A 25,280-nucleotide genomic window follows, 5' to 3' on the forward strand; every position below is an offset into this window, starting at 1 on the left:
GAAGTTCACCGCCGACGACAAGGGCACCTACACCCCGCCCGCCGGCACGGTGGTCCAGGACTTCGAGGGCACCGACTTCCGTTCCTGGGCGGCCACCGGCACCGCGTTCGGTCAGGGACCGGCAACCGGTGCGGTGGACTGGCAGGGGACGGTCACCGGCTTCGACGGCAAGGGCCTCGCCAACAGCTTCCACTCGGGTGACGCCACCACCGGCACACTCACCTCCCCCGACTTCACCGTCGACAGCCCCTACCTGAACTTCAAGGTCGGTGGCGGGCGGCATCCGCACGAGTCCGGAACCGTCATGGAACAGGGACCGCCGCCCGCGGGCACGGTCCTCGCCGACTTCGAAGGCGGCAGCTACGGCGACTGGACGACGACCGGAGACGCCTTCGGCACCGCGCCGGCCCCCGGCACCCTCCCCAACCAGGGGCAGGTCTCCGGATTCCTGGGAGACGGGCTGGTCAACACCTTCCTGAACGGCGACTCGACCACCGGCACACTCACATCGCCCGAGTTCACCATCGACAAGAAGCACATCAACTTCCTCATCGGCGGCGGCAACCACCCGGCCGACTCCGACACCCCCACCGCCATCGAGCTCCTCGTGGACGGCCAGGTCGTCCGCAGCGCCACCGGCTCCAACAGCGAGACCCTGGACTGGGCCTCCTTCGACATGCGCCCCTACGCCGGCAAGAAGGCGCAGATCCAGGTCGTCGACATGAACACCGCCGGCTGGGGCCACATCCTGGCCGACCGGTTCACCACGGCTGCCACCCCGGCCAAGTCCGTCGTGCAGCGCGCCGACTGGGCCGACTACGGCAAGGACTACTACGCGGCCGTGTCCTGGGAGAACGCCCCGGGCGGCAAGCGGTACATGATCGGCTGGATGAACAACTGGGACTACGGCGGCGCCGTCCCCACCTCCCCGTGGCGCAGCGCGCAGAGCGTTCCCCGGGAGATGGCCCTGCGCACGATCAACGGCCAGACCCGGCTGACCAGCAAGCCGGTCGGCAGCCTGGAGTCCCTCCGGCAGCACCACCCGGCGACGGCGTCAGACGTCACCGTCAAGAGCACCTCCAAGCCGCTGATCAGCCGCGCGGCCAAGGGCAAGGCACTCGACATCGAGGCGACCTTCTCCCTCAAGGACGCCGAACGCTTCGGCCTCAAGGTGCGCACCGGCGCGGGCGGCGAGGAGACCGTCATCGGCTACGACACCACGACACGGGAGCTGTACGTCGACCGCACCCGCTCCGGCGCCGTGGACTTCAACAGCACCTTCCCCGGCGTCCAGCGAGCCCCGCTGCAGGCCAAAAACGGCAAGGTCAAGCTGCGTATCCTCGTTGACTGGTCGTCCGTCGAGGTCTTCGGCGGCAACGGCGAAGCGGTGATCACCGACCAGATCTTCCCCGACCCCTCCAGCGCCGGCGTCGAGGTCTTCGCCGAAGGCGGCACCGCCACCCTCAACCACATGCAGGCGTGGCAGCTGAGGTCCATCTGGAGGTGACGAGCCGCAGGTCAGCGCGCCAGGCCACCGAGCGCGACTTCCGGCGGGCGGCTCTCAGCCGCTCGGCTCCCGGCGAGGCAGGCGCCAAGGAAGCGGCGTGACAGCTACCTCCATTGGGCGGGGCCCCCTGCCCCACTAGGGCGTGTCCGGCTCTTGCAGCCGGTGGCGGTGGTTCCATCGGTGCTGCCGTAGCCTCCGTGGTCATGTTCAAGTGATGGCATGTGCTGGCGGATGAGGAACGGCAGCAATGGACTTTGGATCCGTTCGTGAGCGTGGGGCCGCTGGCGTTTGGTATGAGGCCCAGTGAGACGTCGGAGGCACTGAGCGGTGTCACAAGGGAAGCTCAGCGACACAGGCTTAGCCGTCGTGCAAACGAGACCGTCGACGTCGTTGAGGAGGGCGAGTACCGGGAGTTCGGTCTGAAGCTCTACTACCGGGAGGAACGGCTGGCCGGCGTTGTGGTCGATGCGCTTGGAGGGCCCCAGGTCTTCGTGGAGGGTGTGGCCTTGGTCGGCCGGGTCCTCTCCGTTCTGGAGCAGTGGATGCTCGACCGTGCCGAAGCCCGCGAGCCCTATCCGGAGCTTTCTTACATGGATGCTGGAGTCCCTGGGTCGGACTCACTGGGTGGCGTTCTGGATGTGCAACGCGCAGGTGATCACCTCCTGACACGGCCGGTGTTCGTCCCCCGTGAGGCCCTGGACGACCTCCCCCACTTCTTGCCCCGGGAAGCCTGGTCGCGTTGCTGAGCACGCCAGCCAGGTCCACGGGGACGACTCCGTGGTCGTTCCCGTGGATGCAGCCGATCAAAGACGATCACCACGGCAACAGCCCTCCTGACAGCGGCGGTCGTACTCACGGGCTGCGGTGGCGGCAAGAAGTCGGACGGCCACAGGAAGCCGACTGGGAAGTCCCCGTCGGCGACAAGGACACATGAGTCGCAGAGCGAGACCCACCAGGTCACCCTGGAGGTCAGCGGCTCCGGCAAGGGCCAGGTGCTGTGGTCGGCCGGCGACAACGGCATGGACCAGGTGGACCTGCCCTGGAAGAAGCAGACGACGGTCACCCTGGAAGGCGCCGAACTGAAGGTCGGCACGCTCCTCTCGGTCGTCCCCCAGGCAGTCCAGGAGGCGGGCGCCCGCTTCGTCTTCCCGGCCTGCACGATCACGGTCGACGGCAAGCAGGTGGCCCACAACGAGAACAAGGAGAACGCGAAGGGCTGCGAGTACGAACTGAAGTCGACGGGCTGACAGCGCACCGCCCCTGTCGAACCGGCGGACAGAGGCGAGTCCCCGCCCTCACCGTCACCCCTTCCTTCTCACCCGGACCAGACAACCCCACCGGCTCAGGGCGCCAACGCCCAGGGAGACGAGAACGGCTCCCAGTCGATGACGTGCGGCAGCCCTGGGGCGAAGGCGAAGAACGCGAGCGAGCCGAGAAGCCCCAGGAGAAACGCGACGATCCCGATCCGCCGTAGCCGTGCGGCGCCTGCCGGAGTGGTGTTCTGCTGTTCCATCATGCGCGGCTCACTTCGTGACGTGGTGGCACTGACTCACGCGCCGCGTCCCGTTCACGTACAGGTGGGCGCATGTCCTGCCCTAACGAGGGAGCGTCTGGGGAGAGTGTTCCGCATCGGATCGATCTTGCACTCACTGTGCGTGCGCCCGCGCGACGTCCGGTAGGTCTTGTTGTTCGTGTCGGCGTACGTGAAGTCGATGCGCCACGCCCAACTCACGTCCGCCCCCATGGCGATGACGCTGATGGCCACGGCGTCCTTGTCCGTGACGACGCTCCTGGCGAGGCTGAACACATCCGACGCGAGCCGTCAGGGTGTCTCCTCTGGCTCCCCGGGCCTGGTGAAGTAGACGCCCAGCACCGTCGGCGACTCGTTCGCCGCCAGCGGGACGATCGAGCTGGCCCTCATGTACACCTGCGTCGCCTTGCCGGTGTCGTTCGTCCACACCGGCTTCGCGACGCCGCCGGCCTTGAGGGTGAGGGCAGTGCCGAGCACGCCGAAGCCCTGGGGGTTCTGGTTCGCGTCGAAGTCGGCGGTGTCGACCGGGCTGCCCTTGTCCAGCTTCACCCACACGGTTTCCTTGTCGGGCACCTTCACCGAGCCGCATTCCTTGGAATCGACGTCGACAGCACACCGGAAGGGAACCGTCGAGGTGGCTCCGGTACGTGTCCGGTACTCGGCCTGGAGAAAGCCCTTCTTCTCGGCGCGGGCTTTTATCTTCACGGTCACGAGGGATGTCGAGGGATTGGTCCAGACTTCCCGCGGCTTGCGCGTCCGGGCATCGACGGCACCGACAGCGGCGAGCTTTTCCCCGCCGGTGGTCCAGACCTCGAAGTCGGCCTTCGTGACCTTCCAGAACGGCAAGACCCTCACCGACAGAACCTCGGCCGGCCCGATCGTGAGGTGCCCACAGTTCACCCACGGCCGGCGCACCTTACCAGGCACGTCGCACTGACCGGTCGTCTTGTCAACGGGTACCGCCGCATCCGCGGGCGCAACGGCGAACGCCGGTACCGACAGGGCCGCCGCCATGGCGACCGAGACTGCTGATCTGCGCATGGCGCACCTCCTCGGCCGGGCGTCCCCAGCGCCGGAATGCGCCAAGAAAAGAGCGGTGCTTTCCCGCCCTCACGGCTATGACATCTTCGGACGACGACCACCGAGACCAGGCCGCCGGAAATGCGCAGCTCAACGACGCCCAGGCTATACAGCACCCACTATTCTCCGCCGCCCGAGGTCCCGCAAGGCCGAACTCCCCCGGGCCCGAACGAGCGGACCCGGAGGAAGGCCGTACCCACGATCACCACGTTCAAAGACCCGTCACCGCTTGCTGCCGTCCACGATGACCGGCGTGCCGCCCGCGTCCGTGCCGCACGGAACCGCGACCCCGGCGCGCATCGTAGCGGCCACGGGTGCCGGCCGTACGCCACCGCTGAACGCCGGCCGTAGCCACAGGCGGATCGAAACCACGGTCACGGTGCCGTGGAACACGTAGGCGCGTTTGTCGTAGCGCGTGGCTACGGCCCGGGAGTTTTTAAGCCGGTTGATCGTGCGCTCAACTTCATTGCGGCGCTTGTACAACTGCTTGTCGAACCCGGTGGGACGGCCGCCGTTGCTGCCACGGCGCCGGCGGTTGGCACGCTGGTCCATAGGTTCAGGGACGGTGTGCTTGATCTGCCGTCTGCGCAGGTAGCGGCGATTTTGGCGAGAGCTGTACGCCTTGTCGCCACCAACATGGGCCGGACGCGTCCGGGGGTGACCGCCACCAGGGCGCTTGACCCGGATGCGTTCCAGGACGGGTATCAACTGGGGACTGTCTCCCCACTGGCCGGGAGTGATCAGGAAGGCCAGCGGTCGACTGTCGCCTTCCCCGGCAAGGTGGATCTTGCAGGTGAGGCCGCCTCGGGAACGGCCAAGTCCTTCGTCGGGCCGGTGCTGGCGAGGAGATGATCGCCTCTTCGGGATTCGTGGCGCTTTGCGCGGCGCCCCTGCCGCGTGTGGGTGGGCTCGGCACGAGGTCGAGTCCACTCTGACCACGCTCCAGTCGATTCGCCCATCGACATCGGCCTCGGCATGGACGGCCTGCAGGATCAGGTCCCCGGTGCCGTCGGCCGACCAGCGGCGGTGGCGCTCATAGACCGTCTTCCAGCATCCGAAGCGCGCTGGAAGATCTCGCCAGGGGACGCCAGTGCGGGCACGGAACAGTATCCCGTTGATTACGTTCCGGTGGTCCGTCCAGCGGCCGCCCCGACGGCCAGCCTTGGGTAAATGAGGGGCAAGTCGCGCCCACTCGTCATTGGTCAGATCGCCCCGCCCCATGCCCAGAACAATGATCCAAGGGTGAGGCAGTCACATGATCCGCCGGACAGGCCCTAGCTAGCAGCTTCGCGATTTTCAAGCGCCGGTCGCGATGGGTGATCAAGTATGCAGAAAGCGACTCTGACCAGTGAGAATGAGGATTATCCAGGCCCTTATTCCCGCGCCTGTCGGAGGCACTTCCCAGGTGAGTATGCGTATCGGGTCGTACTCGCGTGTCCGCGTCGCGGGCGATGGCCGCGGTGTGGTCTCGCAGGCCGGCGGGGTGCTGCCTGACCGGCCAGGCCCGGCGCTCGGAGCCCAAACGTCTGCGGCTACGGCTGTTCTCCGTCGCCGCTCAGCTCGTGACGACCGGCCGACGCCGCACCCTCCGCCTAGGCTTGCCACTGGCCCTGGACCGATGTGATCACCAACGCGTTCGAACGACTGCGACCCCTGCCGAACCTCGGCTGACCAGCGACAACGACCTGTTCCGACGAGCACTCACCACACCCGGAACCGTGGAACCGGCGCCCACCCGACGCGACAGCCCGGTAGCCAATCTGCCCACCCGCAGCAATCTCCGCCCCGAACAAGCTGAAAGGGTCCGCCAGGAAGCTGACGGACCCTCATGCAAGATCGAGGTTAGCGGCCAGCACTGCCGCGAGGCCCTCTTGGAGATCTTTGACGAAATACTCGGGTACCTCCAGCGACGGGAAGTGTCCCCCGATTTCGGGGGACCTCCATCGGACGATTTGCCGGTACCGCTCCTGCGCCCAGGGGCGCGGACACCTCTCGATGTCACGGGGATACATCGTGATTGCTGACGGGACGTCGACCCGAAGTTCGGGGTCCAGTGAGTTGTGGCTTTCGTAGTAGATGCGGGCCGCCGATGCGCCGGTCCGCGTCAGCCAATACAGGATGACGTTGTCAAGAATCCTGTCCCTGGAAATCGTCTCGAACGGGCTGTCTTCGGTGTCTGTCCACTCGGCGAACTTGTCAAGGATCCAGGCAAGAAGCCCGACCGGTGAGTCGACGAGCGAGTAGCCGATGGTCTGCGGTCGGGTCGCCTGCTGCTTCGCGTACGCCGCGCGGTGGCGCCAGAAATCGCGGGTTTCCTCGGTCCATGTGCGCTCGACCGCCGTCAGCCCCTCCGTTGTCAACCCGGGTGGTGCCTCCGCGAACGTTGTGTGGATGCCGAGAACGTGCGCCGGGAACCTGCCGCCGAGAACCGTGGTGATATTTCCTCCCCAGTCGCCGCCTTGGGCTACGAACTTGCCGTAGCCGAGCCTTCCCATCAGTTCCACCCATGCGGCCGCGATCTTTTCGGTTCCCCACCCTGTGGTGACCGGCTTGTCGCTGTAACCAAAGCCCGGTAGCGACGGGACCACGACGTGGAACGCCGGCGCGTCTGCATCTTTCGGATCTGCCAGCTCGTCCACTACATCAATGAACTCGGCAATGCTGCCTGGCCAACCGTGCGTCAGGATCAGAGGAGTGGCATCCGCGCGCGCGGATCGGCGGTGCAGGAAGTGGATTCCCAGATCGTCAATGGTCGTGCGGAACTGGCCGATCCGGTTGAGGCGTGCTTCGAACGACCGCCAGTTGTACCCGGTGTGCCAGTAGTTCACGACATCGACGAGGTCGGCCAGAGGAACGCCCTGGTCCCATCGGTGAGGGTCGGGCGCGGCGCGATAGACCGTCTCAGCCTCCGGCAGTCGCGCGGCGGCCAGTCGCGCGCGCAGATCGTCGAGGTCAGCGCCAGTTGCGTGGGCTTCAAATGCTTGCACGTCGCTGGTTGGACGGGACATGGGACCTCCTGGCCATCGCGGAACCGGCTACGGCCTGTCGCGAACCGGCTTAGACGGTTCTAGCAAGCCTCTCTGCCCGCGCGCAACCTGCTAAGGTGGTTCCATGCGCGCCGAGTTCCCTGACTTTCGCCTCGGCACGGTGCTGGCGACCAGCTTCACCGGGACTCTGTCGGAGCGTCATGGCGACGCCGTGGAGCGCATTCCCACGCCGCGCCGACTTGTCGACTGGCTCGCAGTGAGCGGCCTCGCCGTGGACTCCTGCACCACCGCCCAGCTCGAACTCGCCCGGGAACTGCGGGAGTCGATTCACGCCGCCGCGACAGCGGCCGCGATCCAGGACGCTCTCCCGGTTTCCGCAGTCCAAGTCATCAACGACTGCAGCACCCAGGGTCGGGCCGCCGCAATCCTGACCCCCGAGGGTGAGCGGCGCTGGCGGCTCAGCTCGGCTTCCTGCGTGGAAGACGCCCTCAGCGTGATCGCCGCCGACGCGATCAGCATCATCGCAGGCGAACGAGACGGAAAATTGGCCTTGTGCGCATCGCCAACCTGCCAAGCCGCCTTTTTCGACACCAGCCAAAGTCGCACCCGCAAATGGTGCGACATGAACACCTGCGGGAATCGTCAGAAGAAAGCGCGCTTCCATGCAAAGCAGCGCAAAAGCCACACATCAGCGGGCTGATCGTTACCTCGACACATCCAAGTACGTCCCACGCCTGCGACGCATCTTCGCGTTGGGTGCACCCCGACGGCACCACTGAGAGCCATTCCCTCCGTCCCGGCCTTGTCCGTGGCTCGTCCGTTGACGCCGACGGTGTCGGCCGCGCGCAGGGACTGCGGGTCGACGATCACCGCCGTCGACGCGTGGCGCTGCAGGCGTACACTGCTGACAAATAGCCATTTAATTGTTTAAACTTAACAATTCGGGCAGAAGTGTAGCCAGAACCGTCGGATCCGGCGTCCGATCTGCCCGGGAGGTCTCGCAGCAAGCGACCGCCGGCAGTCCCGGGAGGGTGTGGGCGGATCGCGCAGGCGCCAGGAGGAAGATTTCTCGATGACCCGGCCCGATGACCCGCGCACCGCGGCGGCCCGGGTGTTCGCCGAGGGGGGTGCGTTCGGCGAGCTTCTGGCAGGGATCGACTGGGCGGCGACGCCGCTCGGGCCCCCCATCTCCTGGCCGGGGCCCCTGGTGGACACCCTGCGCCTCATGCTCACCTCCGAGCATGGGATGGCTCTGTACTGGGGAGCTGAATTCGCCACGCTGTACAACCTGGGCTCCACACCCATTGTCGGCGCCAAACACCCCTGGGCGCTCGGAAGGCCCTATAGCGAGGTGTTTCCCGAGGTCTGGGCCCACCCGGTGAGCTCCCACTTCCACTATGTGACCGGCAGCCGCAAGTCCCTGCTGGTCCCGGAGGAACTGCTCATCATGGAGCGCCACGGCTTTTTGGAGCAGTGCTACTTCGACTCCGCCTTCCAGCCCGTGCTGCTGGACGACGGCACCGCCGGCGGCGTGCTGCAGATCCTCACCGAGACCACCGGCCGGGTACTGGGCGAGCGCCGGCTGCGTCTGCTGAGCGAGACCGGCGCGCGCACCGCCGGGCTGACCGCCCCGGGCGAGGTCGCCCGCGTGGTCGCCGAGGTGGCGGGCTCCTATCCGGAGGAGATCCCGTTTTTGGGCGTGTACCTGGCTTCCGAGCCGGGGATGCAGCGGCCGGCGGCCGAGACCGTCTCGCTGAGTGCGGCCGACGGGCCGGAGGTGGCGGCCCGGCTGGCGCAGGTGGTCGCCGACGGGGCCCCGGCCACGCTGCCGGCCGCCGCGTTCACCGGCGGCGGCACGGCCGGGCAGCACGCCGCGGCCTCCCGGCTCCCGGTCGAGCAGGCGCTGGCCCTGCCGCTGCACTGCTCGGGCCAGGTGGAGGGCGTCCTGGTGGTGGGCGTCAACCCCTGCTTCCCCCCGGCCGGGGCCTACCACGACTTCCTGGAGGTGCTCGCCTCCGCCGTGGCCGGAGCGCTGTCGGCGGCGCTCGCGCACGAAGAGCAGCGTCGACGGGCGGAGGCGCTGGCCGAGCTGGACCGGGCAAAGACCGCCTTCTTCGCCAACGTCAGCCACGAGTTCCGCACCCCGCTCACCCTGCTCCTGGGCCCGCTCCAGCAGGCTCTGGCCGACGAGGACCGCCCCGAGCGGCGCGAGCAACTGGAGTTGGCCGAGCGCGGCGCCCTGCGCCTGCTGAAGCAGGTCAACACCCTCCTGGACGTCGCCAGGGCCGAGGCAGGGCAGATGCGCCCGGCCCTTGAGCCGGTCGACCTCCCCGGTGCCACGGCCGAGCTGGCCGGGGTGTTCCGCTCCGCCTTCGAGGCGGCCGACCTGACGCTGGAGGTGGACTGCCCGCCGCTGCCCAAGCCGGTGTCCCTGGACCGGGAGATGTGGGAGAAGATCATCCTCAACCTGCTCAGCAACGCCCTGAAGTTCACCTTCACCGGCGGCGCTCGGGTGCAGATCGCCGCGGCCGGCGACCGGGCCCGGCTGACGGTGACCGACACCGGCACCGGCATCCCCACGGACGAGCTGCCGCGCCTGTTCGAGCGCTTCCACCGGGTCCGCGGCGCCCGCTCCCGCTCCCACGAGGGCACCGGTCTCGGCCTGGTGCTGGTGAAGGACCTGGTGGAAGCGCACGGCGGCACCGTCGGCGTGGACAGCCGGCTCGGCCTGGGCACCACCGTCACCGTGGACCTCCCCTTTGCCGTCGCCCACCGGCCCCGCCCGGCCCCGCCCGCGGCTGTCGCCGGATCCCGCGGGAAAACCCCCAGCAAAGGCGGAGGCCGCGGGCCCGGCCGCGCCGCAGCCTATGTGGACGAGGCGCTGGGCTGGCTGACGGCCGACCCCGTCCCCGTCGCGGCCACCCCCGCGGCACGCACCCCGCCCGCCCCCGCGAACCACGATGCCCCCCACGTCCCCGGCCCGCACGAAACCGACCGCCCCCACCGGGCCCGCCTGCTGGTCGTCGACGACAACGCCGACATGCGCGCCTACCTCACCCAGCTCCTGCAGCCCGACTACGACGTGCTGCTCGCCCCCGACGGCAGGGCCGCCCTGGAGACGGCCCTGACGCAGCCGGTGGAACTGGTGCTCAGCGACGTGATGATGCCCCGCATGGACGGCTTCGAGCTGGTCCGGGCGCTGCGCGCCGACCCGCGCACCGCCCGCCTGCCCATCGTCTTGCTCACCGCCCGCGCCGGCGAGGAGGAATCGGTGCAGGGCCGGCACGCGGGCGCCGACGACTACCTGGCCAAACCCTTCTCCGCGCGCCAGCTGCTGGCGCGCGTCCGCACAGGGTTGGAACTGTCCCGATTGCGCGAACAGGTCCTGACCGAGACCCGCAACCAGCTGGCCGTCCTGGCCTCTCTGGCCGACGCCGGCCTGCGACTGTCCGCCACTCTCGACCCGGACCAGATCCTGCAGATCGCCGACCAGATCCTGCTGCCCGACTTCGCCGACCAGATCTGCATCCACCTCACCGCCGCGCCGCTCGCCCCGGCTCTATCACCCCCGGCACACATCGCAGGCACCCCCCTTCTTGCCCGCGAGGCTCTGGCCAGCGCCGCCATCCACGCGATCAATGGCACCGCCCCGGCCCCAGCCGGCCCGCACCCGGCGCCCGCCGCCGTGCTGGCCCTGCCGTTGCACGCCCACGAGCAGACGCTGGGGGCCCTGGTACTGGTGCGGCACACCGGCGGGTACTCCGCAGTCGAACACAAGTATCTGGAGAACCTCGCCCACCGTCTGTCCCTGGCCTACGACAACGCCACCCGATACCACAACGAGCGCCGCCTCGCCCTGTCCCTGCAGCGCGCCCTGCTCCCCCACCGTCTGCCCCAGGTACCCGGCGTGCGCCTGGCCACCCACTACCGGGCCAGCAACCGCGGCGCCGAAGTCGGCGGCGACTGGTACGACGTGCGCGCCCTGCCCGACGGCGCCGTGGGACTCGCCATCGGCGACGTCATGGGCCACGACGTGGAAGCCGCCATCCTGATGGGCCAGCTCCGCTCCGCCCTGCACAGCCTCGCACTGGAGGGCGCCGGCCCGGCCCAGGTGCTGACCAGGCTGGACGCCTACCTGCAGTCGCTCGCCACCGAACGCTTCGCCACCTGCCTCTACGCGGTCTACGACCCCCACCATCACCGCCTGCGCTACGCCGCCAGCGGGCACCTGCCGCCCCTGCTGATAGGCGCAGAAACTGCCTACCTGGAGCTGCCCCCGGCGCTGCCACTGGGGCTGGGCAGCACCCCAGTCGACCGCGAGGTGGCGTTCCCGCCCGGCACCAGCCTGCTGATGTACACCGACGGTCTGGTGGAGAACCGGGCGCTGTCCCTGGACGACGGCCTGGCGGCCCTGCGCCAGACCTGCGGCGCGCTGCCCGCCGCCGCCCGCCCCGACCCCGAGCAGATCACCGAACGGGCCCTGGAACTGCTGAACACCCCCGACCGGGTCGACGACGACGCCGCCCTGCTCGCAGCCACCGCCCAGCCATCGTGTCGAACCGGCGACCCGCAGACTGACAGAAGTGCCATACAACCGACCGCTGATGGCCTCACGTCAGGGGCGCGGCCAGGCCCGCCAGCCAGGCCGGAAGCTTCCTCGGCTACCGCGTCACCGTCTGCGACGCCCGCCCTGTCTTCGCCACCGCCGCCCGCTTCCCCCACGCCGACGAAGCCGTCGTCGACTGGCCCCACCGCTACCTCGCCGCCACCGAGACCGACGCCCGCACCGCCCTCTGCGTCCTCACCCACGACGCCAAGTTCGACATCCCCCTGCTCGCCCTGGCCCTGAGCCTCCCCGTCGCCTACATCGGCGCGATGGACTCCCGCCGCACCCACGAGGACCGCAACCAACGACTACGCCAGGCCGGCGCCACGACGGCGCAACTCGCCCGCCTCAACTCCCCCATCGGCCTCGACCTCGGCGCCCGCACCCCCGAGGAGACAGCCATATCCATCACCGCGGAGATCATCGCCCACAACCGCCAGGCCACCGGCCTGCCTCTGTCCCACGGCACCGGCCCCCTCCACCGAACTGGATCCGATCCGGTCGTTCCTCAGATCTGATCCGGGGTGGAAACGGGAGGTGGGCCAGCGATGGTGTGCGGCGTCGGTGCGGGATGACCCCACTGATCTCCGCGGCGGACTCCTCCCGCCACGCCAGCGCATTTTGTCCCGGGCAAGGGGCTGCCCAGGGCGGCCGACTCGAACTTGATTGGGCTTAGTTCTGGGCGGTGGGCCGGACGACAATCTCGTTCACGTCGACGTTCGCGGGCTGCTCGATGGCGAACGCGATGGCTTGGGCGATCGCCGCAGGCGGGATCGCGATCCGGTCCCGCATCTCCGCGATTTGCGCCCTGACCTGCGTATTCGTTGACGCATCAGCGAAGTCGGTTCCGACGACGCCGGGCGAGACGGTGGTCACCCGCAGAGAATCACCGGCTTCCTGGCGCAGCCCCTCACAGATGGCACGGACCGCGAACTTCGTGCCGGCGTAGACCGCCATTGTCGGCACGATGCGAAACGCGGCCGTGGAAGCTGTGGTGATGAAGTGACCCGTGCCCTGCGCCCTGAACACCGGCAGCGCGGCACCGATTCCGTGCAACACACCCTTGACGTTGACGTCGACCATCTGGTCCCACTCGTCGACACGCAGATCGTCGAGGGGCGAGATCGTACCGGCCCCGGCGTTGCTGACCAGTACGTCGAGTCGGCCGAATCGCTCGCCGGCCAAGGCGACCAGGGCGTGCAGGTCGTCCCGTCGGGTCACATCCGTGCGGGTCTGCACCGCTGCGCCACCCGACTTCTCGATCCGCGCCACCAGATCCGCGAGGCGCTCTGATCGGCGCGCACCCAGAACGAGCCGCGCGCCTCGCTCGGCAAGCAGCAGCGCGGTCGCCTCGCCAATGCCGCTGCTGGCTCCCGTGATCGCCACGACTTTGCCTTCGATTCCCGACATGGTGTCTTCCTCTTTCCTTTCGCTACGGGTTCCGGGGGATCGCACGGCGCGTCCGCGCGCCAAGGCCCTTGGGCGTCGGGATGACCGTCCACAGGCCGTCAGTGACAAGTACGCCCCCCTCGACTCCAGTCTGTGGGGGCTTTACCCTGGTATCCAGAGCGCGTTTATTCTGGAACCAGGACATCCACCATGCAGAGACGACCGGATCAACGCCGCGAGCTGGGCGCCTTTCTACGCAGCCGCAGAGAGCGGATCACCCCTGACACGGTGGGACTGCCGCACACGGGCCGGCGCCGGACCCCCGGCCTGCGCCGCGAGGAACTCGCCCTCCTCGCCGGGATCAGCTCAACTTGGTACACCTACCTTGAGCAGGGCCGGGACATTCGCGCCTCGGACCAGGTACTCAACGCCCTCGCCTCGGTGCTGCGGCTCGACCGGCACGAGCGCGGTCATCTCTTCCAACTCGCCGGTCACGCGCCCGCGGCCGACGCCGAAGAACCTGAACCACTCGCCGCCCAAGTCGCGGCCGTCCCACTCCTGCTCCAACCGCACCCGGCGTACATCATCGACGGCAACTACGACGTGCTCAGCCTCAACCTGGCCGCCGACGAACTGTTCTTGAACCTCACCGCGGCAGCGGACCGGCCGGCGAACTTCGCCCACTGGGTGTTCCTCGAGCCCGCGGCCCGGGACGTTCTGGTCGACTGGGAGATCGAGGCACGCGGCCTGCTCGCCCGGCTGCGGACGCTGGCCGGACGCCACCCCGGCGACCCCCGATACACCCGGCTGATCGACGAGCTGAACGCCGGCAGCCCGGAAGTGCGGGCCTGGTGGCCGCAGTACGACGTGCAGGCACGGCACGGCGGACGGAAACGGCTACGGCGCCCGGGACGTGGGGCCGTCGACTTCGCCTACACCGCATTCCACCTGGCCGAACAGCCGGAACAGACACTGGTGATCTATTCCGACGACCGGCAGTCGGCCGACTGAGCTCTGCCAACTACCCCATGCGGCATGGCTTCGTGCGCCTCGCCGACGGCCAGCACGCGCCTCAACTCGTCTCGTGGCGCCGGGCGACGGTTCATCGAACCCGGCGGATCTGGTCACTGCTAACACTCCGTTCGGGTCGGAACAGGCCGCCGCCGGGCTCCGGGTACGCCACCGAGCACGGCACCGGACTGGGCACCCGCCGCCGGGGCGTCGAAGCCGCCTTCGCGCTCCTGCACTGGTTCCGCCGCCTGCGCATCCGCTGGGGGATGCGCGCCGACATGGCTTCGAGCTCGGGACGCGCCTTGGGGTGTTTTCGGGTGACCATTCGTTCGGCAGCGTCAAGCGGATGTTCTGGAATGACGGTTACCCGCTCGGTGAGATGCTCGTCGACATGCTCGAACGGAAAACGGCCCGTGCTCCCGGCCGCGTTCGCGGGAAGCACGGGTCGTTAGTAGTTCGTCGCAATCAACCGCTCCGCCCACCACTGACGCCCGCTGCTGCCGCAGCGCTCGCGCACGGGACGGCACAAGGGGTGCCGTGTCGGCGGCACGTCCGCTCTCGCCGACGGCCCGTGGGCTCGACGGCATTCCGCAGACCATGCCGGGGTTCTACGCCGACGTCGTCCGGCTGGGCTGCGATACAGACGGCGACGAGCTGCTGCGGGTCCCTGTGCCGCCAACTGACCTGAGCGTCTGGAGGCGTGTCGCATACTGGCTGGGTGGACAGCACCTCCCTCCGGGACTCCTACGACGCGGTCGCGGACGTGTACGCGCAGGGATTCACTGCGGATTTGGTCTCCAAGCCGTTGGACCGAGCCATGCTGGCGGCATTTGCCGAGCAGGTCCCGAAAGAGCGCCTTGTCGCCGATGTGGGGTGTGGACCCGCCCAGGTGGCGTCTTTCCTGGCCGATGTCGGGGTTCCGGTTCTCGGGTTGGATGTGTCACCGGGCATGGTGGAGGTGGCCCGGGCACGTAGGCCTGGCCTGGATGTGCGGGTCGGATCGATGCTCGACATTCCGTTGGGCGACGGAGAGCTGGCCGGTGTGGTGGCGTTCTACTCGCTGATCCATCTCCAGGCCGAGGAGCGATCGCTGGCCTACAAGGAGTTCGCCCGGGTGCTGCAGCCCGGAGGCCTTCTCCTCGCCGCCTTCCACGCGGGCCACGAGGTTCGGCACCTGGACTCCTGGTTCGACCGTCCAGTCTCGCTCGACTTCTTCGCTCTGCGCCCCGAAGAAGTGGCCACGGGCCTTGCTGTTGCCGGATTTGCCATGGAGGCAACGCTGATGCGAGGGCCGTACCCGGGTGAGGCGGACACAGAGCGCGCCTATCTCCTGGCTCGCAGGGTGGAATGAGCTGGGTAGTGCGGGCTGGCGGCGGCTCATGGTCTGCCCCGAGGGCGTGTCTCCCAGCGGTGAGTGGTCCAGGCTCGGCGTATCAGCCTGCGGACGGTGAGACAGCGTCGTCGAGGTCGAATAAGGCATTCTGCCGGGCATGAGGGCGCTCGCCTTGTCATCGCTGACTCGCCTGGATCGGCGCCTTCCTATCCGTGCGCCGGCCTGAGAGACGGCGTGGCCTACTGCCGTGTCGCATGGGCTGCCGGGGCGCTCGCGACAGCCCTGGCATACCTCCTTCTCGCCCGGTACTGAAGGTCACCGAGCTCCGTCACCTGCACGGGACGCGTCGGGTCCAGACGAGCCGTACGTGATCGTCGACGTCCAGTATTCGTGCCCGACCGTGGCCCGTAACGTGCGTATCTCCTGCAGTCCGCTACAACGCCCTGCCCGAGCCGTTACGTCGTATGGGATGATCGGCCGCATGCTCGAAGCTCCAGCACGGAAGGGCGGCCTCCGCCCCGCCCGATGACGTGGCCGGATGAGGCCGTGGCCGACGGCACCGCCACGACTCCCGCCCACCCTTCCCGTATCGCCCTCTTCGAGGCGGTACGCGCCGACCGCACCGGCCCCGTCGCCACCCGGCTGCTTCGGCTCGCCCACGCCGACACCCCCCTCGTGCGCCGAGAAGCCTTGGGCCTCCTCCACAGCCTGGCCTGCGAACGGCCCTGGCCGGAAGCCGTCAACGCCGCAGTGGCCCGGCTCAGTGACCCCGACGAGGAGGTACGGCGCCGAGCCGCGTGCCTCTTCGGCCACCGCGGGCAGCCCGGCCTGGTTCTCGAGGCCCTCGGTGAACTCGCCGATCCTGTCGTGCGCACCGTCCTGGCCAGGGCGCTTGGCCCGACCGCCGCCCACCTGACGGATGATGACCTCGCGTCGGTCCGCTTCCTCGCCAACCTGGAGACGCTGCGGGCAGCGCCACCCACTCGATGGCGTTCCCTGGACGCCGCACTCCTCGACGACGTCCGGGAGGCCGCGCAACACCTGGAGGACATCGGGCACATCTGGGGCCAGGCCCTGTACGGCCTGATGCGCGAGCACGACACATACGCCCTCGTGGCCCGCCTCCTCGCCGCCCCCGCCACCCGGGACATCGGCGCCGACCTGGCCCGTGAAGCGTGCCACGCCTGGCGGGCGGCCCCGATCCGGCTGCTGCCATTACTCGTCCAACACCGAGGCCACAGGCTCACCCCGGCTCTTGGTGCAGCCCTTACGACAGCCTCGATCTCCGAGGCGGCGATGCGGACGCACGCAGCGCTCCTCGTCCAAGTCCCCTTCCAACCGTCCCCAAGGGACCGCCGGAACCCGTCCACTGCGACGGCGTACGACAGCGCATCCGCCGCCGCGATCCTCGCGGCCAAGCCTGTGGGCATCACCCGCCTCGCTCACGCCTGCGAGATCTTCGAGGCCCTGCTGGACGCCGGCCCGCTGACGTTCCGGCAGGCGGGACAGCTGTACAACCTGACTTTCCGTCGCCCCGGCCGCACACAGGCGGAGTGCGCCCCGCTGTGGCTGCGGCACGCCGGTCCTTCCGCACTGTCCCGGCTGCTCGCCCTCATGACACCGCACCTGGCCGACTACGCGGTGGGTGAGTACTACCTGGCGGGTCTCGCCCGGATGGGCGGCCACGCGCGCCCCGCGCTGCCGGCCGTGACGACACTGATCGACAGACGTACCCGCATCCCCGTCAACGACGCCACCCCCGACGCCGAGATGAGACTGGACGAAAACCTCCTGGCCGCCGCTCTCAGCACGCGCCGCGCGATCCTCGCGGACGCCGTTCCGCAGCATTCGGCCCCGCCGCCTCCCCCATAGCCGCCAACTCACCTCCTTCACCTCCCGCCAGTCACACATGCTGCAGCAGGCGGTGATTTCCAGGGTCTCCTACAGGTCGAAGTCGAGGTGCTCGATGTTCGTGAAGCGCACTTCCCTCAGTTGTCCGGCGCGGTGGTACTCCTTGGCCTCGAAGAGGCGGGCGGCGTAGCGGGGCGGCAGGGCGACGTTCAGGTGCCGGATGCGGGCCGTCACCGTCGACCGATCGGGGCGGTGTCTGTGGTGCTGACCGCCCCATTGCCCGCTGGGCGAAAGCGGCCGCAACGGGGAGGCAGAGGCCCGACCACGCCCGTATGGCACGGATGACCTGCACGGATGCGGCGGCATCGGCGAGGCTCACGCAAGAGATGGTGCAGAAAGTGGTCCGTGTGTCCTCACCTGACCGCGACACAGGTCTGGAGAGGGGTGTGGCGGCCCGCTTGCCGCAACGCGCGGGCGGCCGGCGGGCGTCGCACGCCGGGCGGAGTTCCATCGCGCCGCAAACGGGAGCATGGCCAGGCCGGGTGTTCGTCTTCGTCCCGCTCGAGGTGACGCCGGGCCGCGGTCCTTCGTCGCTGATGTTGTCGAGGCTGCCGGCGACGTTTCCCTCACGTGCTGTACACACGACTGGTTGTCTCGCCGGTCTCTCTGTGGGTACGCGCCCGGTCAGGTCCGGGGCCGATACCTGTGCCGGCAAGGGAACCCCGGCACCTCCAGCAGGAACCGGCCTCGGGCCGCAGCGTTGGGCAGCTTCAATGACGGGCGGTTGCGATCCGGAGACCGGCGGTCCCGCTCGCGCTCGAACCGCTGTGTGCGAGCCCGGACATGATGGGGGGGGCGCACCGATGATCGGTGCGCCCCCGTTTGGATCTGGCGTCCTACCAGCGATACCAGCGGCCTCGCGTTCCGCTCGGTCCGGTGGAGCGGGCGAGGAAGCCGACCAGCCAGATCACCAGGACGATCACGGCAACCCACCACAGTACCTTCAGGGCGAACCCGGCACCGAAGAGGATCAGGGCGAGCAGCAGAACGAGTAGCAGGGGAACCATAGTTATCAACCTCCGTCCCGCCGTGTGCCCCGACCTGGTCTCCACACACGCTGAATCTTTATCTGTTTCTTATCCGCCATTCGGGGCATCGTCGGCATCGTCTTCCCCGCAGAAGGGCCGAGTCGGGACTTCTGCGCCTCACTTCGTCCGGTGATCGGCAAGGTCGACACGAGCGATGGCAGCGCCTGCCTTTTGAAGAGCGGTGGCCGACTCGCACCGTCACTCGCAGAACAGCAGACGTGGGAGGAAGCGCCGTCCGGTCATCTACATGACCCGCGGGCTTGCTCTCGTCAGCGATCTCCGCAGCACGCCGGAGGAAGCTTGGCGGACTTGCTGTGGCCGCCAGAAGACCAACACCAACACCAAGCTGCGAGTCATCACTGACGCGCTGGTCGCCACGCCCCGTGGCGTGAGTCGCCGCGCGAGCACCTGCGACCCGCCGGCCGGGGTCGTGGGCACGCTGCCCGAGAGGTCACGCGTCTGCTGGCATGGCACGGGCTTTGACGGGTAGGCGCCGGATGTTGACGAGGAGGCGGCGGGATGCCTGGGGAGGTCGAACGTCGTCTCCTCGTCTTTGGATGCGGGACCACGACGCAAAGGCGGCTCGGAAGGTGCTAGTGGGGGCGGCGTCCGGTGACGTCCCCGCAGGGGTCGTCGGGCAGGGCGATGCGGGCGGTGATGCGTTTGCCGACCGGCTCCCGCTGGACCTCGAAGCCCTGGACGACGGCCATGACGATCTCCAGACCGTGCTGGCCGACTCTGCCCGCGTCAGCGGCCCGGGCCATGGGCAGGACGGGATCGCTGTCCCACACGATGATCTCCACCAGGTCCCCGGCGATGCTCAGTTCCATCAGCACCGGCCCGGGAGCGTACTTGCGGGCGTTGGTGACCAGCTCGCTGACCACCAGCTGCGTCAGGTCCAACGCGCGGGCCGACACCGGCAGGCCGTGCTCGGCCTGGACGCGGGCGAGGAAGTCCACCGCGCGGTGGCGAGCCTCAGCGATGCAGGATCCGTCGCCGTCAAGGGCGACCGTGTCCTGTATCGGAGGGGCGCCAGGCATCGCGCTGTCCTCACCATCGGGGACTGATTCCGCCGGATCCACCCTTTTCCCCCCGTTCACCCGCCTGCGCCTACCCCGGACTCTGCCTCGCATGCCCGTGAACTCGCTCACGAAGAGGTCCGAACGGGTGTTCACCGCAATATCAGGGCAGACTGTCGGCACTATCGTGTCGGGAACCTGAGTTCCCATCAGTGAGCGCAGCAGAGGAAACGGTGACAGACACCCACGGAGCAGGCCGGACCGGCCAGCTGTCAGTCGGCCACACCACCATCAACAACATCAGGGTGGTCACCGTGCGCGGCGAGATCGACCACACCGTCAAGGACATACTCAGCCAGGCCCTGCTGTCCTTTGACGGCGCGGCGCCGCCGCGGACCGTGGTGGACCTCAGCGGCGTGACCTTCATGGACTCCAGCGGCATCAACGTCATCGTCGCCGCCCACCAGGCCATGAGTGACGCTCAGGGGTGGCTGCGTATGACCGGCCCCCAGGCATCGGTGCTGCGAGTCCTTGAGATCGTCGGCCTGAATGAAGTCATCCCCTGTTACCCCACCGTCGAGCAGGCCTTGACCGCCTGACCCACGCTGATACCCGGGCACGGCGTTCTATCCGGCTTCCCCGTTCAGGGCGTCCTGCCGGCGCGAGCGCCGCCGCACGGCCGCGGCCAGCTCCTGGCCCAACGGCTCCGGCAGCGGCTGCCCCAGCGCCCAGGCGATCACTGTCTCGGCCACCGTGTGCAGCTTGGTGTTGGTGTTCTGGGACACCTCACGCAGTACCTCGAATCCGGCGGCCGGCGCGAGCTGGTGAATCGCGGTGAGAACACCGATGGCCTGGTCCACCGTGGCGTGGGAGCCGATGGCATGCCGCAACTGCGCGTTCTCCTGTTCCAGGCGGGCGTTCGTGGCGTCGTCACGTGTGCCGTCGGGTGAGGACCGCGGCACGCGGGAGGTCGTCATGGTTGGTCTCTCCGGGCAGGGGCAAGGCTTCCCTGTACGCCTGCCCCCTACCGCGACAGCAAGACCCCCTCCCATGCGGAGTGCAGATCACGCGGGATGAGAGGCCCTTCGCCGATCTTGGGACGGCGAAGGGCCCTCAGGGGCTGTTTGCCCAACCCTTGATCTGCCGGGTGGCCCTCGCGTCCGCCCTCACACCTCACGGGCCGGACAGGTGAGGAACGGGCTGCCAAGGCGGGTGCCGCAGCCGACTCGTGTCTTCACCCTCAACGGGCTACGAACGCCACAGCCAGGTGGCCCGTTCATACAACGGCTCGAAGCCGACGCGCACCATGTTGTGCAGTGACGGGTTGTGTTCGCCGGGACCTTTCACGCCGGTCTCGGCGACAAGCCATCGGCAGCCCTCGGCCGTGGCCGCCCGGACGCGAGCGGTGAGCAGCGCCGACTGGGCGCCACGGCCGCGTGCTTCGGGGAGCGTCGCCCCGCCGAACATGTCGGCGCACTCCCCGTTCAGGAAGACGCTGCCGACCGCGACGATCCGCTCACCCGCCCAGACCGCGTACTGCCGCCAGTTCGCATTGCCCACGCATGACGCGGCCATCTCGATGATGTCCGGGGTGGTGAACCCGAAGGTGGTCATCATGACCGTGGCCCACTCCCGGGTCTGGTGGGCTTCGACGACGCCGACGCGCCAACCCGGATCCAGCGGGGTGTGGTCGGCGGTGGTGGGCGGGGTTTCGATGTCGCAGCCCAGCTTGGTGAATCGGCTGCTCTCGGCGAGGCCCAGTTTCGCGGCGGTGCCGGCCCAGTCCGGCGGCAGCAACGGCGGTGCGATCATGAGCGAGCCCTGGGAGACACCCTGCTTCCGATAGAAGTCGCACACCCGGACCAGGTCGTCGACGGTGATCGGACCATCGGCGCCGAACCCGCCCGCCCGGTTGAAGAAGTGGCTCGGATCCTCGCGGATCGCCAATGCCCGCGTCGAGCCGACGTGCAGCGAGCCGAGGCCCAAGGCCTCCCGCACGGACGCCGACGCGCTGGTCGCGAAGTCGGCGCAAGCCATGATCTCGGTCAGCTCGGCAAGGCCGGACGGCACGGTGGTCGTCATGGGTGATTCTCCCGTTCGTGGCGGGTGACGAGAAGGCGGATCCGCACTTCCCTCAGGCGGTGAGGACTTCCAGCGCTGCGGCGTGCACACCCGGCGCGGCAGCGAGGTAACTCTCGCTGGCCAGTTCCCACGGTTTGCCCTCGATGTCGGTCACGACACCTCCGGCCTCCTGGACCAGCAGCACACCTGCCGCGTGGGACCGGACGTTGTCGAACTGCCAGTGCAAGTCCATTCGCCCTGCGGCTACTTGGGCGAGCTGGTGGGTCACCGGTACGGAGATCCGCACATAAAGAGCGGAGTTCGTCATCGCGGCGAAGGCGGCGCCCATCCGCTTCGCGAGCTCGGGGTCGTGACCCGGCTGGGCCTGACCGGTCCCGGTCAGCGCGGCGTCCAACGACGTCTTGACCGAAACCCGCAGCGGTACGCCGTTGAGGAACGCCCCGCCGCCCTCGGTCGCGGTGAACATCTCGTCGAGGACCGGGAAATAGACCACCGCCAGCACCGGGCGGCCGTCACGGACGAGGCTCACGCCGATGTTCCAGTCGGGCATGCCGTGCGCGGCGTTGACGTTGCCACCGACCGGGTCGATGAGCCACCACTCACCCGTGGCCAGCGGTCCCGATCCGTGTTCGTCGTTGAGCCAGCCCGCGCTCGGCAGGGCCTCGGTCAACGCCGGGCGCAACGTGTCGGCAACGGCCGCGTCATTGGCCTGGAGGTGCGCGAGCAGTTCGGGGAGCCCCGGCGGACGGGACTCGGTGGAATAGCGCGTCATCATCCGGGCGCCGGCGTGGCGGACGGCGGCGACGGTGGCGGCAAGCAGTTGCCGGCTCATGGGATGCTCCTCAAGTTGACCGAAGTGGATCTGCGTCTTGTGGGGATTTACTGTCATGCAATTGGACTTGAATCTGCTGACCGTGCTGGACGCCCTGCTCGAGGAGGGCAGCGTGATGGGTGCTGCCGAGCGGCTGCACCTGTCCTCGCCCGCGGTCAGCCGCACCCTGGGCCGGCTGCGCGCCGTCACCGGGGACGACATCCTGGTGCGTACCGGCCACTCGATGGCTCCCACCCCGTACGCGCTGTCGGTGCGCGAGGACGTGCACCGGCTGGTCAGGCAGGCGCACGAGGTGCTCTCGCCGGTCCGTGAGCTGGATCTGGCCGAGCTGGATCGCACCTTCACGATCCGGTGTCACGACGCGGTGGCCGCGTCACTGGTACCGGTACTGGTCGCCAGGATCCAGCAGCGGGCTCGCGGGGTGCAGTTGCGGGTGCTGGCGGAGAGCTTTGTCGACACCGACGACCTGCGCCACGGCCGCGTGGATCTGGAACTCGGCGGCGGCAGGCCGGCTCTGCCCGAGTTCCGGTCCGAGCCGCTGGGCCAGGACCGGCTCGTCGTGGCAATGCGCGCGGACCACCCGTGTGCCGCCGGACTCGACCTGGCCTCCTACGCGGCGCAGCCGCATGTGGTGATCTCCCGGCGTGGCCGCCTCACCGCGCCGATCGACGACGTGCTGGCCGCCGAAGGCCTGCGGCGCCGGGTCATCGCGGCGGTGGCGACGGTGGCCACCGCCCTGCAGATCGCCGCCCGCGGCGACGCGCTGGTCACCTGCACGGCGATCCACGCCCGCCCCCTCATCGAGGCGTTCGGGCTCCTGGCCCGGCCGCTGCCAATCGAGTCCCCGGCGGCGACGATCAACTGCAACTGGCACCAGCGCTACGATTCCGACCCCGCCCACGCCTGGCTCCGCGAGCAGGTCAGGGCGTCGATCGAGGAGATCACCGCCCGCTGACCGCACCCGGTGGCGGCGTTGGCGACCACGCCTACTGGGCCAGTGGCAGGGCCACGGCGCCGGGAAAGCCGGGCGTCTCGGCCTCGTCGAGCATCGCCGCGGCGACGGTTTCCCGGCTGACCTTGGCACTGAGGTCGAAGGGGGGCGCGTCCTCCAGGCCGACCGTGCGTCGGCGGGGGCTTTCCGGCCCGTCGGCGAGCATCCCGGCGTGGAAGACGGTGCCGCCGGCCGCGAGAACGGTGTTGTCGGCTCCGACCTTGTCCGCGAGCCGGTCGCCCAGCACCGCGGCGAGCACGCCCGCGCCCTCCCCCGCCACCTCGGCCGACTTTCCCGTCCCGTAGGCACCGAGCCAGATGACCCGTCGCGGGCCGGCGGCGACGACGGCCCGGGCGCCGGTCAGCAAAATCCCGGCCCGGTCCGTGCCGAGCGCGGAAAGGACCACGCAAGCCCCGTCCACGACGGCGGCGATACCGGCCGTGTCGTTCACGTCGCCCGCCACTTTGCGCAGGTTCGGGGAGTCGGGCAGGGCGATCCGCTCGGGATCACGCGCGATGGCGGTCACGGTGTGACCACGTCGCAGCGCCTGTCGGGTGAGGGCGATGCCGGTCCGGCCGGAGGCCGCGAGGACGGTGAGGTTCATGCCGAGAACGCTAGAGAATCCACCAGTTAACAACAAGTGCAAGTATCTGACTCGATAAGTTACCCAGACGCAATCGCTTTCGCGGAAGGGCGAGCGCGTTCCCCGGGGTGCGCGACGACTGGCAGTCAAGGCGCACGGCTCAAGAACCCCGCGGCGCCGCCGTACCGTTCCGCGGTCGCCGACTCATCCCGCAGGCTCATCTTGCCGGCGGCGCACTTCCCGGTGGTCCGGCTGGCCCCTGGTGCGAGTTCGCCGGAAGCGGCGGCTTCGGCGCTCCGCTGGGCACGAGGGGTCCGGCCTAACGGGCAGGGGATTGGCCCAGGTTACGCAGCGCGCGGCGGACAGGTCCGGGTCCTTACGGTGCGGCAGCGGCTCCTTGGCGGCTATGACGAACTCTGGGGCGTACCGTAACGCCCCACCCGGGATGGACATGCGGGGCTGCCTAGACGGGGTGACCGTCCCGGTGCCGCGGCGCCGCCGTGCCGCTCCCCTCATGAGCGCCGGGCCGGAGCGAGCCCGGCCGACGCCTCCAACAGGTTCCGCATCGCGAGGAGGTCGGGGCCCCACGCGCGATGTGGGTGGTCGTCGCCTATGCCGCGCAGGCCCGGACGAACGCGTCGGCCAGTTCGGCGGGGCGGGTGAAGAGGGCCTCGTGGCTGCCCGGGGTCTCGATGACCAGCGGGTTCTTGAGCCGTGGCAGGAAGCGGTCGGCCCAGGCCCACTCGCCGGGAAGGGCGAGGTCCTCGGTGGCCAGGATGTAGGCGGTGGGGATGTCGAGTGCGGCGAACGCCGCCGTGTCCGGCTTCTCGGTGAAGGTGCCCAGGGGTTGCGGGACGAGCAGGGAGTGGATCAGGCGCTGGGTCTCCTCGCTGGCGTCCTGCATGAACGCCTGCTGGAAGACCTCGAAGGGAAACGTCACGGTGTCGTTGCCGGAGGCGGCCGCCACGGCGTGGAACATCTCGCCGTAGTGCGGCGGGCACGCGTCGATCAGGGACTCGCCGTCGTTCGGGACGAACGCGTTCCAGAAGACCAGGCGCCGTATCCGGGAAGCGAGCTTCGGCGCCGCGCCGGTCAGGACGTAGCCGCCCCAGCTGTGGCCGAGCAGGGTGATGTCGGTCAGCCCGGCGCGTTCGACGTAGTCCACGAGGCTGTTCACGCAGTCGGTGAGGGTCACGCCGCGCGGGTCGTCGTCGGCGCCCAGCCCGGCCAGGGTGGGGGTGTGCACCTGGTGGCCGGCGGCTCTCAGCTCTGTCGCGACCGGGCGCCAGGCCCATCCGCCGTGACAGGCTCCGGTCACCAGGACGAAGGTCTCGCTCATGTCGGTCTCCTTTGATCGAGTGATCGAGTGATCGAGTGATGAAAAGTGGGT

At 69.0% G+C, this 25,280-nt stretch carries 20 protein-coding genes and 6 pseudogenes; 12 read left to right on the top strand and 14 right to left on the bottom strand.

What is annotated here, in order from left to right; genetic code table 11:
- From ACWBNA_RS23630 to ACWBNA_RS23640, 3 genes are all read left to right on the top strand, one after another.
- Window positions 1-1,507, top strand: a 1,507-nt coding sequence (locus ACWBNA_RS23630; protein WP_482706495.1) for a glycoside hydrolase family 32 protein, incomplete at its 5' end; no start/stop codon positions are given.
- A 266-nt stretch (window positions 1,508-1,773) separates the two neighbouring features.
- Entirely contained in the window at window positions 1,774-2,253 is a 480-nt protein-coding gene (locus ACWBNA_RS23635; RefSeq protein ID WP_482706496.1) for a hypothetical protein, read from the top strand.
- Window positions 2,254-2,499: 246 nt separating this feature from the next.
- On the top strand, window positions 2,500-2,754 hold the full coding sequence (locus ACWBNA_RS23640; protein WP_482706497.1) for a hypothetical protein: 255 nt from the start codon (window positions 2,500-2,502) through the stop codon (window positions 2,752-2,754).
- A 95-nt stretch (window positions 2,755-2,849) separates the two neighbouring features.
- On the opposite strand, the gene ACWBNA_RS23645 is transcribed toward ACWBNA_RS23640, so the two are convergent.
- The 3 genes and pseudogenes from ACWBNA_RS23645 to ACWBNA_RS23655 form a co-directional block, all read right to left on the bottom strand.
- A complete protein-coding gene (locus tag ACWBNA_RS23645) occupies window positions 2,850-3,023 on the bottom strand; it encodes a hypothetical protein (RefSeq protein ID WP_482706498.1) in 174 nt (57 codons plus the stop codon).
- A 306-nt stretch (window positions 3,024-3,329) separates the two neighbouring features.
- The gene (locus ACWBNA_RS23650; RefSeq protein ID WP_482706499.1) at window positions 3,330-4,052 is read right to left on the bottom strand and encodes a hypothetical protein; all 723 of its coding nucleotides are present in this window, start codon (window positions 4,050-4,052) and stop codon (window positions 3,330-3,332) included.
- A 411-nt stretch (window positions 4,053-4,463) separates the two neighbouring features.
- Window positions 4,464-5,339, bottom strand: a pseudogene (locus tag ACWBNA_RS23655) (IS5 family transposase); the annotation flags it as partial.
- Between the two features lie 269 nt (window positions 5,340-5,608).
- On the opposite strand from ACWBNA_RS23655, the pseudogene ACWBNA_RS23660 reads away from it, so the two are divergent.
- Window positions 5,609-5,789: pseudogene (locus ACWBNA_RS23660) on the top strand (transposase); the annotation flags it as partial.
- Between the two features lie 155 nt (window positions 5,790-5,944).
- On the opposite strand, the gene ACWBNA_RS23665 reads toward ACWBNA_RS23660, so the two are convergent.
- Window positions 5,945-7,126, bottom strand: a complete 1,182-nt coding sequence (locus ACWBNA_RS23665; RefSeq protein ID WP_482706501.1) for an epoxide hydrolase family protein — start codon at window positions 7,124-7,126, stop codon at window positions 5,945-5,947.
- A 103-nt stretch (window positions 7,127-7,229) separates the two neighbouring features.
- On the opposite strand from ACWBNA_RS23665, the gene ACWBNA_RS23670 reads away from it, so the two are divergent.
- The 3 genes and pseudogenes from ACWBNA_RS23670 to ACWBNA_RS23680 all read left to right on the top strand — a co-directional run.
- Window positions 7,230-7,805 carry a CGNR zinc finger domain-containing protein gene (locus ACWBNA_RS23670; protein WP_482706502.1) on the top strand — a complete coding sequence of 192 codons (576 nt, stop codon included), beginning with the start codon at window positions 7,230-7,232 and terminating at the stop codon, window positions 7,803-7,805.
- 1,023 nt (window positions 7,806-8,828) lie between these two features.
- Window positions 8,829-11,633, top strand: a pseudogene (locus ACWBNA_RS23675) (SpoIIE family protein phosphatase); the annotation flags it as partial.
- Window positions 11,634-11,731: 98 nt separating this feature from the next.
- Window positions 11,732-12,229, top strand: a pseudogene (locus ACWBNA_RS23680) (XdhC family protein); the annotation flags it as partial.
- A gap of 154 nt (window positions 12,230-12,383) precedes the next feature.
- On the opposite strand, the gene ACWBNA_RS23685 reads toward ACWBNA_RS23680, so the two are convergent.
- Window positions 12,384-13,121, bottom strand: a complete 738-nt coding sequence (locus ACWBNA_RS23685) for an SDR family oxidoreductase (protein ID WP_482706503.1) — start codon at window positions 13,119-13,121, stop codon at window positions 12,384-12,386.
- Window positions 13,122-13,310: 189 nt separating this feature from the next.
- Between ACWBNA_RS23685 and ACWBNA_RS23690 the strand changes: the two genes are divergently transcribed.
- The gene (locus ACWBNA_RS23690; protein ID WP_482706504.1) at window positions 13,311-14,111 is read left to right on the top strand and encodes a helix-turn-helix transcriptional regulator; all 801 of its coding nucleotides are present in this window, start codon (window positions 13,311-13,313) and stop codon (window positions 14,109-14,111) included.
- 718 nt (window positions 14,112-14,829) lie between these two features.
- Complete coding sequence (locus ACWBNA_RS23695) at window positions 14,830-15,462, top strand: class I SAM-dependent methyltransferase (protein ID WP_482706505.1); 633 nt, start codon at window positions 14,830-14,832, stop codon at window positions 15,460-15,462.
- A gap of 26 nt (window positions 15,463-15,488) precedes the next feature.
- Here ACWBNA_RS23695 and ACWBNA_RS23700 read toward each other — a convergent pair.
- A pseudogene (locus ACWBNA_RS23700) lies at window positions 15,489-15,679 on the bottom strand (IS5/IS1182 family transposase); the annotation flags it as partial.
- Between the two features lie 290 nt (window positions 15,680-15,969).
- On the opposite strand from ACWBNA_RS23700, the gene ACWBNA_RS23705 reads away from it, so the two are divergent.
- Window positions 15,970-17,316 (top strand): HEAT repeat domain-containing protein, encoded by a 1,347-nt coding sequence (locus tag ACWBNA_RS23705; RefSeq protein ID WP_482706506.1) that lies wholly within the window; start codon window positions 15,970-15,972, stop codon window positions 17,314-17,316.
- Between the two features lie 69 nt (window positions 17,317-17,385).
- On the opposite strand, the pseudogene ACWBNA_RS23710 reads toward ACWBNA_RS23705, so the two are convergent.
- The 3 genes and pseudogenes from ACWBNA_RS23710 to ACWBNA_RS23720 all read right to left on the bottom strand — a co-directional run.
- A pseudogene (locus ACWBNA_RS23710) lies at window positions 17,386-17,544 on the bottom strand (telomere-protecting terminal protein Tpg); the annotation flags it as partial.
- Between the two features lie 647 nt (window positions 17,545-18,191).
- A complete protein-coding gene (locus tag ACWBNA_RS23715; RefSeq protein WP_482706508.1) occupies window positions 18,192-18,362 on the bottom strand; it encodes a hydrophobic protein in 171 nt (56 codons plus the stop codon).
- A 614-nt stretch (window positions 18,363-18,976) separates the two neighbouring features.
- Window positions 18,977-19,423 (bottom strand): ATP-binding protein, encoded by a 447-nt coding sequence (locus tag ACWBNA_RS23720; RefSeq protein WP_482706509.1) that lies wholly within the window; start codon window positions 19,421-19,423, stop codon window positions 18,977-18,979.
- A gap of 191 nt (window positions 19,424-19,614) precedes the next feature.
- On the opposite strand from ACWBNA_RS23720, the gene ACWBNA_RS23725 reads away from it, so the two are divergent.
- Window positions 19,615-20,001, top strand: a complete 387-nt coding sequence (locus ACWBNA_RS23725; protein WP_482706510.1) for an STAS domain-containing protein — start codon at window positions 19,615-19,617, stop codon at window positions 19,999-20,001.
- 27 nt (window positions 20,002-20,028) lie between these two features.
- Here the strand turns inward: ACWBNA_RS23725 and ACWBNA_RS23730 are convergent, their stop codons facing one another.
- From ACWBNA_RS23730 to ACWBNA_RS23740, 3 genes are all read right to left on the bottom strand, one after another.
- Window positions 20,029-20,379 carry an ANTAR domain-containing protein gene (locus ACWBNA_RS23730; RefSeq protein ID WP_482706511.1) on the bottom strand — a complete coding sequence of 117 codons (351 nt, stop codon included), beginning with the start codon at window positions 20,377-20,379 and terminating at the stop codon, window positions 20,029-20,031.
- Between the two features lie 271 nt (window positions 20,380-20,650).
- On the bottom strand, window positions 20,651-21,484 hold the full coding sequence (locus tag ACWBNA_RS23735) for a GNAT family N-acetyltransferase (protein ID WP_482706512.1): 834 nt from the start codon (window positions 21,482-21,484) through the stop codon (window positions 20,651-20,653).
- Window positions 21,485-21,536: 52 nt separating this feature from the next.
- Window positions 21,537-22,316 (bottom strand): inositol monophosphatase family protein, encoded by a 780-nt coding sequence (locus ACWBNA_RS23740; RefSeq protein WP_482706513.1) that lies wholly within the window; start codon window positions 22,314-22,316, stop codon window positions 21,537-21,539.
- 55 nt (window positions 22,317-22,371) lie between these two features.
- Here ACWBNA_RS23740 and ACWBNA_RS23745 point away from each other — a divergent pair, with 55 nt between their 5' ends.
- A complete protein-coding gene (locus ACWBNA_RS23745) occupies window positions 22,372-23,271 on the top strand; it encodes a LysR family transcriptional regulator (protein ID WP_482706514.1) in 900 nt (299 codons plus the stop codon).
- Between the two features lie 31 nt (window positions 23,272-23,302).
- On the opposite strand, the gene ACWBNA_RS23750 is transcribed toward ACWBNA_RS23745, so the two are convergent.
- Complete coding sequence (locus ACWBNA_RS23750; RefSeq protein WP_482706515.1) at window positions 23,303-23,911, bottom strand: NAD(P)-dependent oxidoreductase; 609 nt, start codon at window positions 23,909-23,911, stop codon at window positions 23,303-23,305.
- Between the two features lie 589 nt (window positions 23,912-24,500).
- Window positions 24,501-25,229 (bottom strand): alpha/beta fold hydrolase, encoded by a 729-nt coding sequence (locus ACWBNA_RS23755; RefSeq protein ID WP_482706516.1) that lies wholly within the window; start codon window positions 25,227-25,229, stop codon window positions 24,501-24,503.
- Window positions 25,230-25,280: the final 51 nt, after the last annotated feature.

Source organism: Streptomyces sp. Q2 (genome assembly GCF_056820935.1).

Excerpts from the sequence above, each read along its gene's own strand:
- ACWBNA_RS23645 (WP_482706498.1), bottom strand. The coding sequence starts at position 3,023 with ATGATGGAACAGCAGAACACCACTCCGGCAGGCGCCGCACGGCTACGG.
- ACWBNA_RS23650 (WP_482706499.1), bottom strand. The coding sequence starts at position 4,052 with ATGGCGGCGGCCCTGTCGGTACCGGCGTTCGCCGTTGCGCCCGCGGAT.
- ACWBNA_RS23665 (WP_482706501.1), bottom strand. The coding sequence starts at position 7,126 with ATGTCCCGTCCAACCAGCGACGTGCAAGCATTTGAAGCCCACGCAACT.
- ACWBNA_RS23670 (WP_482706502.1), top strand. The coding sequence starts at position 7,230 with ATGCGCGCCGAGTTCCCTGACTTTCGCCTCGGCACGGTGCTGGCGACC.
- ACWBNA_RS23685 (WP_482706503.1), bottom strand. The coding sequence starts at position 13,121 with ATGTCGGGAATCGAAGGCAAAGTCGTGGCGATCACGGGAGCCAGCAGC.
- ACWBNA_RS23690 (WP_482706504.1), top strand. The coding sequence starts at position 13,311 with ATGCAGAGACGACCGGATCAACGCCGCGAGCTGGGCGCCTTTCTACGC.
- ACWBNA_RS23705 (WP_482706506.1), top strand. The coding sequence starts at position 15,970 with ATGACGTGGCCGGATGAGGCCGTGGCCGACGGCACCGCCACGACTCCC.
- ACWBNA_RS23715 (WP_482706508.1), bottom strand. The coding sequence starts at position 18,362 with ATGGTTCCCCTGCTACTCGTTCTGCTGCTCGCCCTGATCCTCTTCGGT.
- ACWBNA_RS23720 (WP_482706509.1), bottom strand. The coding sequence starts at position 19,423 with ATGCCTGGCGCCCCTCCGATACAGGACACGGTCGCCCTTGACGGCGAC.
- ACWBNA_RS23730 (WP_482706511.1), bottom strand. The coding sequence starts at position 20,379 with ATGACGACCTCCCGCGTGCCGCGGTCCTCACCCGACGGCACACGTGAC.
- ACWBNA_RS23735 (WP_482706512.1), bottom strand. The coding sequence starts at position 21,484 with ATGACGACCACCGTGCCGTCCGGCCTTGCCGAGCTGACCGAGATCATG.
- ACWBNA_RS23740 (WP_482706513.1), bottom strand. The coding sequence starts at position 22,316 with ATGAGCCGGCAACTGCTTGCCGCCACCGTCGCCGCCGTCCGCCACGCC.
- ACWBNA_RS23745 (WP_482706514.1), top strand. The coding sequence starts at position 22,372 with ATGCAATTGGACTTGAATCTGCTGACCGTGCTGGACGCCCTGCTCGAG.
- ACWBNA_RS23750 (WP_482706515.1), bottom strand. The coding sequence starts at position 23,911 with ATGAACCTCACCGTCCTCGCGGCCTCCGGCCGGACCGGCATCGCCCTC.
- ACWBNA_RS23755 (WP_482706516.1), bottom strand. The coding sequence starts at position 25,229 with ATGAGCGAGACCTTCGTCCTGGTGACCGGAGCCTGTCACGGCGGATGG.